This window comes from uncultured Idiomarina sp. (genome assembly GCF_964010655.1).
GTDB classification, from domain to species: Bacteria; Pseudomonadota; Gammaproteobacteria; order Enterobacterales; family Alteromonadaceae; genus Idiomarina; species Idiomarina baltica.
Genome location: NZ_CAXGLS010000026.1, coordinates 22,460 through 33,053 on the forward strand (window position 1 = coordinate 22,460; position 10,594 = coordinate 33,053).

Genomic DNA, 10,594 nt, shown 5'->3' on the forward strand with positions numbered 1-10,594 from the left:
GGCTTAACCTCCGTAACCGACTTCGGTCAGTAACGCACTCGCCATTTGGTTTAAACTGACACTGCGGGTTGAAATACCCGCGCTTGCGACCGCTTGCGGCATGCCGTACACGACACAGCTGGCTTCATCCTGTGCCCAGATGGTTGCACCCTGCTCTTTAAGCATGCGCGCGCCCTCGCGACCATCCGCACCCATCCCGGTTAAAATGACCCCCAGCACTTTACCACCGTAAGCTTTGGATAAGCTGGCAAAGGTCAGGTCGACACTGGGTTTATAGGTAATACGCCCGGAGTTATCTTCGCGAATTCGTAAGCGTGCTGCTCCGGCTCGCCCTTCCACTAACATTTGTTTACCGCCGGGGGCTAAATAGGCAACTCCAGGCTGTAAGTTATCGCCATCTTCCGCTTCTCGTACACAGATTTTGCACAAGCCATCGAGTCGTTGCGAGAACGCTTTGGTAAACGCCGCTGGCATGTGCTGTACCATCACGATCGGATACGGAAAGTTCTGTGGCAGCTGCGTCAAAATTTTTTGCAGCGCAACGGGTCCTCCGGTGGAGGTTCCTATCGCGAGTACTTGGTATGCTCGATTAATGGTTAGCCGTTCGGTCGCAACCGGTGCGGCAGTCGACGGTGCTTCACGCGGCGCCGGTTCACGCGCGACTGTCGAGCGCGTCGATGTACGATCGCCAAAGGTCCGAGAACGGGTGCTTTCACGCGGCGTTATTGAACGCGGGGGTGGCGTTGGGCTGGTTGTACGTGCTGAAGGCCGACGGCGAATGCTCGGTTTGGCAGCTATTGCAATGACGCGATCCTGCAGGGTTTTGACTGCTTCTTCGCGATTACGCGCAACGTCTTCAAACTTCTTCGGCAAAAAGTCCGCCGCGCCTGCTTCTAACGCGTTCAGCGTTGCCGTGGCGCCTTCATGCGTCAACGAGCTAAACATCAAAATAGGACAAGGTGCATCACGCATGATTTCACGGACTGCGTCGATGCCGTTCATCACGGGCATCTCGATATCCATGGTGATGACATCGGGACGTAAGCTTTTTGCTTGCTCAACGGCTTGACGGCCATCGTTTGCTGAACCGATGACTTTTATCTGGCTATTACTTTCAAGAATCTCTGTTACTCGGCGTCGGAAGAACGCCGAGTCATCGACCACTAAAACACTCACTGTCATTTTTAGTGTTACCCGTTATCGTTTCGCGTAGTACTTGAGCATACTTGGCACATCAATGATTAACGCGATACCACCATCACTGGTAATGGTCGCTCCCGCCATGCCTGGCGTCCCTTGCAATAGTTTATCAAGTGGTTTTATCACCACTTCTTCTTGACCGATCAGCGCATCGACCACAAAACCCACTTGTTGGTTGCCGATCTGCACCACAACCACGTGACCGTTTTCGTTTCGCTTATTACGCTCTGGTCGGCGCGTCAGCCAATGCTCTAAGAAAAATAGAGGAATCGCTCGTTTACGCACGATCAATGTCAACTGACCATCGACGGTATTGGTCTTTGCCATATCCAAGTCGATAATTTCACTGACCACGGCGAGCGGCAGTGCAAACGTCTGATCTTTTACCTCGACCATTAAGGTCGGTAAGATCGCCAGCGTGAGCGGTACTTTGATGAGTAGTTCAGTGCCTTTACCGAGCTCTGATTCAATTTTAATACTACCGTTCAATTGACTGATTTTGGTTTTTACCACGTCCATTCCGACGCCACGACCCGAGATATCCGACACTTGCTCTTTGGTTGAGAAACCGGCGGCAAAAATCAGATTGTAGGCATCTTCGTTGGACATACGCGCGGCGGCATCTTCATCGAGAACGCCCCGCTTAATTGCGATTTGTTTGAGTTTTTCGGCATCCATCCCCGCACCGTCGTCTTTAATAGACAACATAATGTGGTCACCCTCTTGTGACGCCGATAGCGTCACCATTCCCTCGCGGGGTTTGCCTTTTGCTTGGCGCTCATCGGGCATTTCGATGCCGTGATCGACCGAGTTGCGCACCAAATGCACCAGTGGGTCAGCGAGTGCTTCGACTAAATTTTTATCGAGGTCGGTTTCTTCGCCGTGCATCTCGAGATTAATTTCTTTTTTCAGGCTACGTGCCAGATCACGCACGACCCGCGGGAAGCGGCCAAAGACTTTCTTAATAGGCTGCATTCGGGTTTTCATCACCGAGCCTTGCAGATCGCCGGTTACGACATCGAGGTTGGCGATGGCTTTGCTCATTTCTTCGTGCTTTTGATCGTCGCTGTTGCTGAGGCTTAACAGGCGGTTTCGTACTAACACGAGCTCACCGACCATGTTCATGATCTCATCAAGACGCTTGGTATCCACTCGCACAGTGGTTTCTGGGGGCGGTGGTGGCGGCGCGGCGGGCTTTTTCGCCGGCTGCTTGGCTTGTTCTTTTGATGGTTCAGCTTTTTTCGGCTCGGGCTTTTTAGGCGCTGCTTTTTGAGGCTCGGGCTTTTTGGCTGCTGCAGGTTGTTGCGCTGGCTTTTCTGCGGTTTTGTTGACTTTAGGGGCCTTGCCTTTGCCGTGCAGATCGTCGAGCAGCGCTTCAAACTCGTCATCGGTAATTTCGTCGCTGTCGCTTTTGCTGGCTGATTTTTGTTCTTCTTGCTGTTTTTCTGCGCTGGTTGGGGCTTTACCCGAACCGTGGAGTTCGTCGAGCAAGGCTTCGAATTCGTCGTCTGTGATCTCGTCGTTATCGGTGTGGGTGTTTGGTGCTTCTTTTTTATTGGCTGTTTTTGAGGCACCGGGGCCTTGGCCTTTGCCGTGGAGTTCGTCGAGCAGGGCTTCGAATTCGTCTTCTTGGATGTCGTCGACTGTGTTTTCGGCATCGTTTGTCGCGCCAGAGGCGCGACCTACGTTGGTATCGGCGGCGACGTCATTTGTCGCGCCGGAGGCGCGACGTACGTCGGCGTCGTCGTCGGCGGCGTCGGCGGCGGCGTCGTCGGCGGCGGTGTCGTCTTCAGATTCGGGTTGGGAGAGCTTGTGGAGGGTTTCGAGGAGCTCGCTGTCAGCGGCTTCGGGTTCCTCTCGCGCTTGTAATTGAGCAAATTGGGCATTGATGGTGTCGAGCGCTTGCAGGATCACGTCCATGAGGTCAGACGTGACTGTGCGTTGTCCGTTACGCAAGGTATCGAACACGTTTTCTGCACCATGACAGGTATCGACCAGTGCCGAAACGGCAAGAAAGCCGGCGCCCCCTTTTACGGTATGAAATCCTCTAAAAATCGCATTGAGGAGATCTTTGTTTTCGGGGTCGTTTTCTAATTGAACGAGTTGCTCGGATAACTGCTCGAGGATTTCTGCTGCCTCGATTAAGAAATCCTGTAAGATCTCTTCGTCCATCTCAAAGCTCATGCGCTGCTCTCTCCTAGAAACCTAAGCTTGATAATAAGTCGTCCACGTCATCCTGATTTTCTACAACATCGTCGCGTTGCTCAGGGTTTATGATCGGTCCTTCTGCTGCATTCTTATCGACTGCTTTTACATTTTGTTTAGCTTGAGATTTTTGCTCTTCACCAAACAACTTGAGCAGCTCGATCAGATTTTTCTCAACGTCTTCTACGAGTTGAATCACCCGACGGATGATCTGACCGGTAATATCTTGATAGTCCTGCGCCATGAGCACTTCTGTCATCAAACCATGGATCTGCGGCATGTTTTGTCCACATTCGCGCATTAACGCATCGACTTGATGACACATTTCTTTGAATTCATTTAACTGAATATCGTTGCTCATGAGGCGCTGCCACGCAGGCATCACCTGCTCTACGCGCTGATGCATCTCATCCGTCATGGGCAGACAGGCTTCGACGGCGTCCATCGTGCGGTTAGCCGCGTCTTCTGTTTTTTCAATCACATATTGCAGACGATTCTGCGCATCGGGCAAATCGTCTTGTGTCAGTTGCATGATACGCGGATCGAGTTGGAAGTCTTGCAAGGCTTCATGCAGGTCTCGGGTGAGTTGCCCGACAGAGGTGAACAACTTGTCATCATGCTCTTGATGGAAATCGTCTAGCCATTGATCGGCTTTAGACTGCTCTCCCGCTTCAAGCCACTCAACCAATTGCTTCGCTTGCTTGAGCGATATGCTTGCTGATGGTTTTACCATAGCCGTGCCCACTAACTGATACGTTCAAAGATTTTATCGAGCTTCTCTTTCAACGTTACAGCGGTGAAAGGCTTCACAATGTAGCCGTTCACACCAGCTTGTGCGGCTTGAATAATTTGCTCACGTTTGGCTTCGGCCGTGACCATTAACACGGGTAAGTGCGCGAGGTCATCGTCTTTACGAATTTCCTTAAGTAAGTCGATACCTTGCATCCCCGGCATGTTCCAGTCAGTTACGACAAAATCAAAGTCACCTTGTTGGAGCATCGGTAATGCGGTGTTGCCATCGTCAGCTTCTTGGATGTTGGTGAATCCAAGGTCACGAAGAAGATTTTTGATGATTCGTCTCATTGTTGAAAAGTCATCAACAACAAGAATTTTCATGTTTTTATCCAAAGCTCCCTCCACTTGGGCTCTCGATTACTACGATAATTACTCTACCCAGCTCTGCATGCGTGTTTTTAAGCGCATCATTGCTTGGCTATGAATTTGGCTCACGCGTGATTCGCTCACGCTGAGAACTTCACCGATTTCTTTCAGGTTAAGTTCCTCATCATAATACAACGAAAGCACTAATGCTTCACGTTCGGGTAAACCCGAGATAGTTTCGACCAGTGCGCGATGAAAGGCATCGTTTTCAACGTCTTTCTGCGGCTCGTAGTTTGCACCGGTTACTTGCTCGGGCATAATAGCATCTTCGGAGACGCCTAGATCTTCAATTCCGATAATTCGTCCCGAGTTTACATCGCGCAAAATAGCGTGGTATTCCTCGAGCGGCATTTCTAATTTTTCGGCAACTTCGACATCTTTGGCATCACGCCCGGTTTCGTTTTCGACCTGTCGAATCGCTTCGAGTACACGCCGATGATTGCGATGCACTGAGCGCGGCGCCCAGTCACCACGGCGTATCTCGTCTAACATTGCGCCGCGAATACGAATGCCCGCAAAGGTTTCAAAGCTCGCGCCTTTGCTATTGTCAAAGTTTCGTGCTGCTTCCAGTAAGCCAATCATGCCGGATTGGATCAGATCATCGACCTGAACGCTCGCGGGAAGACGCGCCATCATGTGATGAGCTATGCGCTTCACGAGACCCGTGTGTTGTTCGATAATCGCTTGGCGATTATCGGCATGGGCACTGTAAACAGCCGCTTTATTCATTGGCAACATCCTGCTTCTTACCGTTATCGGCCGATCCTATTAATTGTTCAAGGAAAAATTCGAGATGCCCGCCAGGCTGCGCCGGCACTGGCCAGTCGAGCGCACGCTGCGCAAGGGCTTTAATTGCTAATGACGCGGGAGACCGAGGCTGCATTAAGACCAACGGTTTTTGTTTGCGTACCGCCAGACGAATATTGTCATCGAACGGAATTATGGCGGCCAATTCTATCGCGACATCTAAAAACCGATCTGTGACTTTAGTCAACTTATTGAATAGCAGTTGCCCTTCGCGCAAATTACGCACCATGTTGGCAACCACTTTAAATTTGAATACGTCCTGCTCTTTACTGAGCACTTTCATCAATGCATACGCATCGGTGATTGAAGTCGGTTCATCACACACCACAAGTAATACATCTTGCGCGGCGCGTGCGAAGCGTACGACCGTGTTACCGATACCGGCGGCGGTATCGACAACCAAGACATCAAAATCACCTTGTAGGTCGCTAAAAGCGCGGATAAGTTCGGCGTGCTGAGTCTCGTTCAGCTCTATCATTGAGCGCGTTCCGGAGGTGGCGGGCACGATTTTGATACCGGCGGGGCCTTCAATCAAAATATCTCTCAGTTCGGCTTGTCCACTGAGCACATGTGAAAGATTTTTTTGCACGCGCAGCCCAAGCATCACGTCGACATTGGCGAGACCTAAATCGGCATCCAATACCAATACGCGTTTGCCTTGTTCGGCCATCGCAATCGCCATGTTTAAAGAGATGTTGGTTTTACCCACACCGCCCTTACCACCGGTTACTGCAATGACTTTGACTTTGCTCTGTTTCATCTTTCTTAAGCCACTTGCTTGATCCATGCGCTCTAACTCATACTGCTGGTTGATGCTTGATTCGTTAAGGCCCATCACTGGACCGCCTGCCAACTTGATTTTGGCATGTCTGACACATTCGAACAAATGCTTTTATCATACAAGCGCTCAGCCTCGGTCACCATATAATGTTCATCAGCTACACGGATGTCCTCGGGTACTTGTTGACCATGAGTCAAGTAACCGACGGCGAGACCTTGTTCGATAGCAACACTGATACTCTCACCTAAGCTTAAGCACTCATCTAGCTTAGTAAAGATACACCCTGCTAGCGGCAGTGTTTTGAATTGCTTGACGGTATCGTTTAGCACTTGTGTCTGCGCTGTAGCAGATAATACCAAATAAGGACGAATTCTGAGACGTTTATTCTGCAGAATTTGTCCAAGCTGTTCGCTCAAGCGCTTATCGCGTTGGCCCATACCCGCCGTATCGATAAGAATCAGACGCTTATCACGCAGGCTCAGCATGGCATCAGCAAGTTCTTTTGCATCGTTTGCGATTTTTACGGGGCAGCCGATGATACGACCATAAACTTTTAATTGTTCACTGGCGCCGATACGGAACGTGTCCGTGGTGATTAAAGCGACCGAGTCAGATCCATGACGCTGGGCATAACGTGCAGCGAGCTTGGCGATGGTGGTGGTTTTACCAACACCCGTTGGCCCGACTAAAGCGACCGCACCGCCACGAGTCAAAATATCGTCATGGGTGGTATTGAGCTGACCTTCAAGAAGCTGTAGCGCTTGCTCCCAACTATCCTCGATATCATCGCCTTCGGGAATAAAGCATGCGATTTGATCGGCAATACGCTCACTGATCCCCATTGTCATTAGGCGCTTAACGAGTAATGCTCGCATCGGTTCTTCGCGTTCGATTTCCTGCTTCATCAAACCGCTCAACTGATGTTGCAACAGATTTTGAATACCTTTGATTTGCGATTTTAGTTCAGCGATTTCACTTGCACTGCCGCCGCCCACATAATCTGGAATATGATTGTCGAGCTCGGGTTCTTGCCAACTTGGTTCATCATTCGCTGAGGTGGTCATTTGAGGCTCCGGCTCGCTATATGTCTGCTGGGGCTGTGATGGCGCAGCTTGCGACTCCGCCTGGCGCGCTAAAATTTCGGCAAGCGAATTGGCTGGCGTGGACTCTGTCTCAGGTGCAGGCGTCGGTGCAGATTGTGGCGCCGCAGGTGACTCGGCATCACCATCGATTGCCGCGACGATCTCAACGCCGCCGTTGACCTTTTTATTCGACATGATAACGGCATCGGGTCCGAGCGTTTCCTTTACTTGCAATAACGCACGACGCATATCCTCAGCAAAAAAGCGCTTCATTTTCACAGGTCAATCCCCCTATCATTGAGCTGCTGGTTGTTGTTGTCCACCAATCGAGCTCACAATTCGAATCTGTTTATCATCTGGAATTTCTTGGTAACTCAGTACCCGCATTCCGTCTGTTGCGTGTCGCGCAAAACGCGCCATCGTTGAACGAAGGAGCCCAGATGTCAGTAAAACGGATGGCTCGCCGTTCATCTCTTGCTGTTGATGAACATCTTTCAACGACTGCTGCAGGCGTTCTGCTAGGCCAGGTTCAATGCCTGCGCCTTGTTGTTCGGCTTCATTGCCTGCTGCCTGTAAAGACTGATGCAACATTTGTTCCAACTCTGGCGCCAAAGTAATGACAGGGAGTTCTTGTTGGCCTTCGGAGATATCTTGAACGATCAGTCGGCGTAACGAAATACGCACTGCCGCAGTTAACACATCGGTGTCTTGAGTGCGTCCGGCGTACTCGACTAATGTTTGTACAATGGTACGCATATCGCGAATAGCGATGCCCTCATCCAGCAAGTTTTGTAGCACTTTGACAAAATTGCCCAGTGACAATAAATCGGGTACCAGACCTTCGACTAATTTCGGATGACTGCGACCGAGGCGATCGAGTAACTCTTGTGCTTCTTCATGACCGAGTAGCTGGGATACGTGATTGGTTACGATTTGGCTGAGGTGCGTTGCCACAACGGTTGCCGCATCGACCACGGTGTAGCCCATGGTTTGCGCATTATCGCGTTGTTCAGGTCGGATCCATACCGCTTCGAGCCCAAACGCAGGATCGGTGGTTTTTTCGCCTTCCAGCTCGCCAAAAACTTGACCCGGATTAATCGCGAGTTCGCAATCATGACGGATCTCGGCTTCGCCCATGGTCACCCCCATCAGCGTGATGCGATAACTGTTAGGACCGAGATCGAGGTTGTCGCGAATATGGACGGCAGGCACAAGGAAGCCAAATTCTTGCGACTGCTTTTTACGGACCCCTTTGATGCGCGATAATAATTCGCCACCCTGACTTCGATCGACCAACGGAATTAAGCGATATCCGACTTCTAAACCGAGCGTATCCACGTGACGCACGTCGTCCCAACTGAGTTCCTTTTGCGCCAGCTGCTGTTGTTGCTCTTGCTGTTGTTGCTCAACCTGTTCAGTTTCTTGGCTCTCGGCATGACGCATTTTGTAATAAGCCGCGCCGGCCAATACAGCCGACATGGATAAAAAAGCAAAGTGCGGCATACCTGGAATGACGCCCATCGCAAAGAGCACCGCACTTGAGATGACCAACACTTTAGGGTTGTTGATGAGCTGGAACACCACCGCATCGCCCATATCTTTGGTGTCGTTCTCGCGCGTGATAATGATTGCTGTAGCCACAGAGAGTAAAAGTGCGGGGATCTGTGCCACCAAACCATCACCGATGGTGAGCAAGGTGTAAACCTCAATCGCTTGACCAAACGACAGGTTGTGCTGGATCATGCCAATTAAGAAACCACCCACCACGTTGATGAGCAATATTAAGATACCGGCAATGGCATCGCCCTTAACAAATTTACTGGCACCATCCATGGAGCCATAGAAGTCGGCTTCACGAGTAACATCACTTCGGCGCGCTTTGGCTTCCTCTTGATTGATTAATCCGGCATTGAGGTCAGCATCAATCGCCATTTGCTTGCCGGGCATCGCATCCAAAGTAAAACGCGCTGTCACCTCTGAGATACGCCCTGCGCCTTTAGTGATAACGATAAAGTTGATAATGACCAAAATCGCAAACACCACCAAACCGACAGTATAGTTGCCACCGATAACCACACTACCGAACGCCTCAATGACACTACCGGCGGCACCGGGGCCTTCGTGACCATTCAGCAACACTACACGGGTGGAGGCGACGTTCAGCGACAAGCGCAATACCGTGGCGATGAGCAGCACCGTAGGAAACGCGGCAAAATCGAGCGGGCGTTGGGTATAAACGGCGACCAACATCACTACGAGTGAGAGCGTGATAGAAAACGAAAACAACACGTCGAGTAAGAACGGCGGAATAGGTAATACCACCATCGCCAATATTGCCATGACCGCGAGCGGGGTACCGAACCCTTTAATTAAGTGTGAGTTTGCCTGTGCTAACCCTTTTAAATTGTTCAGTTTTGCAGCACCACTTGCCATACTTCGTTTCCTGCGCGTCAAAAAAATGATTCTCTGCCGAACAGATACAAGTTTTATGCCAACACAATCAGCTTATCGCTTACGCTCGTATCGGATGACTCGGCTAGGTATTTCGGGTGTTTAGATTTAGCTTTGTGCGAGGTGTGATGTAAGAGGAACGAAGTGATGCCGAGTAGCTTGCTCGAATGGTCTGTGTGCTCTTTGTTGAGTTTAGTATTAATGGGCGCAGGCGTGCCTGCGATGCAAAATACCACCTCACAACTTGAGGCACGAGCGCTGGCGTTGCGCGGACTCAACTTGTTGCAAGCGTATCAAGCGCGCGCACAAGCGCAAAAACGTCATATTAAAGTGCCCCTGACATTTATTAAGCATGCGTTAGATACACGAGGGTGGCAGTTTTCGAGTAATTATGATGACGAGACGCGGCCGTTGACTTTTTATGCGCCGCAAGGATACGCCCGCGCCGGTCGTTTGAATATGCACAAAGGTGAGCTTCATTTACGCTGGGTGATTAGTGCCTTAGGTCGCGTACGCTATTGCAATGCGGGCACTGTCGAACTTCCGGGGGTTGCGACATGTGTTTAGCCCGATGTGCGGTAGCTCACTATTGTCGTGGCATGGCGCTGATAGAGTTAATGGTGGCTTGCCTGCTAATGGCGCTGCTCGCTAGCTCATCGGTGCAAGTTATCCTTTGGCAGTTGACGACGGTAACATCGGCGCTAAAGCAAGCCCATACGCCACTTGAAATACACAGTCTGGCGTTGCAATTGGGCCGCGATATATTCGGCAGCCAGTCGATTACTTTACACTCGGGTTCCAACGGTCAGTCGTGCTATATCATCTTAACCGCAGTCGAAGATCAGGTGGGTTATCGGCTTAACGACGGTGTTTTGCAGTATCACGGTAATGCAGTTAATTGTGATGG

The 10,594-nt window shown here is 50.7% G+C and carries 10 protein-coding genes; 2 read left to right on the top strand and 8 right to left on the bottom strand.

Annotated elements, in window-relative coordinates:
* Nucleotides 1-3: 3 nt before the first annotated feature.
* The 8 genes from ABNS04_RS07900 to flhA are packed head-to-tail and all read right to left on the bottom strand — an operon-like array spanning nt 4 to nt 9,669.
* Nucleotides 4-1,182, bottom strand: a complete 1,179-nt coding sequence (locus ABNS04_RS07900; protein ID WP_272978879.1) for a chemotaxis response regulator protein-glutamate methylesterase — start codon at nt 1,180-1,182, stop codon at nt 4-6.
* Between the two features lie 15 nt (nt 1,183-1,197).
* The gene (locus tag ABNS04_RS07905) at nt 1,198-3,384 is read right to left on the bottom strand and encodes a chemotaxis protein CheA (protein ID WP_348671328.1); all 2,187 of its coding nucleotides are present in this window, start codon (nt 3,382-3,384) and stop codon (nt 1,198-1,200) included.
* A gap of 13 nt (nt 3,385-3,397) precedes the next feature.
* The gene (locus tag ABNS04_RS07910; RefSeq protein ID WP_272977362.1) at nt 3,398-4,138 is read right to left on the bottom strand and encodes a protein phosphatase CheZ; all 741 of its coding nucleotides are present in this window, start codon (nt 4,136-4,138) and stop codon (nt 3,398-3,400) included.
* Between the two features lie 11 nt (nt 4,139-4,149).
* A complete protein-coding gene (cheY, locus tag ABNS04_RS07915) occupies nt 4,150-4,533 on the bottom strand; it encodes a chemotaxis response regulator CheY (protein WP_006954899.1) in 384 nt (127 codons plus the stop codon).
* Nucleotides 4,534-4,569: 36 nt separating this feature from the next.
* Nucleotides 4,570-5,295: an RNA polymerase sigma factor FliA gene (locus ABNS04_RS07920; protein WP_006954898.1), complete on the bottom strand. Its 726-nt coding sequence runs from the start codon at nt 5,293-5,295 to the stop codon at nt 4,570-4,572.
* Nucleotides 5,288-6,160 carry a MinD/ParA family protein gene (locus ABNS04_RS07925; RefSeq protein WP_006954897.1) on the bottom strand — a complete coding sequence of 291 codons (873 nt, stop codon included), beginning with the start codon at nt 6,158-6,160 and terminating at the stop codon, nt 5,288-5,290. The genes ABNS04_RS07920 and ABNS04_RS07925 overlap by 8 nt, the downstream gene beginning before the upstream one ends.
* A gap of 47 nt (nt 6,161-6,207) precedes the next feature.
* Nucleotides 6,208-7,509 carry a flagellar biosynthesis protein FlhF gene (flhF, locus tag ABNS04_RS07930; protein WP_272977365.1) on the bottom strand — a complete coding sequence of 434 codons (1,302 nt, stop codon included), beginning with the start codon at nt 7,507-7,509 and terminating at the stop codon, nt 6,208-6,210.
* 21 nt (nt 7,510-7,530) lie between these two features.
* Nucleotides 7,531-9,669 (bottom strand): flagellar biosynthesis protein FlhA, encoded by a 2,139-nt coding sequence (gene flhA, locus ABNS04_RS07935; RefSeq protein WP_272977363.1) that lies wholly within the window; start codon nt 9,667-9,669, stop codon nt 7,531-7,533.
* Between the two features lie 165 nt (nt 9,670-9,834).
* Between flhA and ABNS04_RS07940 the strand changes: the two genes are divergently transcribed.
* Complete coding sequence (locus tag ABNS04_RS07940) at nt 9,835-10,254, top strand: hypothetical protein (protein WP_006954894.1); 420 nt, start codon at nt 9,835-9,837, stop codon at nt 10,252-10,254.
* Nucleotides 10,245-10,594: prepilin-type N-terminal cleavage/methylation domain-containing protein (locus ABNS04_RS07945; RefSeq protein WP_348671330.1), on the top strand; the 350-nt coding region annotated here is incomplete at its 3' end. The genes ABNS04_RS07940 and ABNS04_RS07945, both read left to right, overlap by 10 nt.